Raw genomic sequence first — 481 nt, forward strand, 5'->3', positions numbered from 1 at the left:
CAGGTACACCTGGTAGGCCCCGCCGGGCACGTTGCCCACCGTCAGCTGCACCGAGTTGCCGTACACGCTCGAGCGAATCATGCCCGCCCGGCTCGCGTCCGTGGCCGGCGTCAACGTCGACCCCTGGCTGGCAAAGCCCGTGCCCCCACTCACTTGCAGGTCGGGGGCGGTGCCGCTTTCCCAGTTGTTGCCGTCCAGAGTCAGGGCGTTACCATCGAGGTTAAAGGCGCGGTAGAAGGTAGCGCCGCTCGGTGCGGCGGGGGTTACCGGAGTCGCAGCAACTGGAGTTACGGGCGTAGTGGGGGTAGTGCTGCCGGAGAGGCCGGGGGTGACGCCGTTCTGCTGAATCTTCTGCAGCCAGAGCGTCCACTCGTTCTGCTCGGTTTGCACCGTGACGGGGTTGGGCAGGTTGACGTTGCCCGTCACCACGCTGGCGTACGTCGGGTCGATGTCGAAACGGTTGGTAAAGGGCAGCGTTGGG

The 481-nt window shown here is 66.1% G+C and carries 1 protein-coding gene; it reads right to left on the bottom strand.

Annotation, left to right across the window (positions count from 1 at the left end):
- On the bottom strand, positions 1–481 hold a 481-nt coding region (locus tag J4G38_RS21500; protein WP_226163644.1), incomplete at both ends, for a hypothetical protein.

It is taken from the genome of Hymenobacter terricola, assembly GCF_017921975.2.
Lineage (GTDB): Bacteria > Bacteroidota > Bacteroidia > Cytophagales > Hymenobacteraceae > Hymenobacter > Hymenobacter terricola.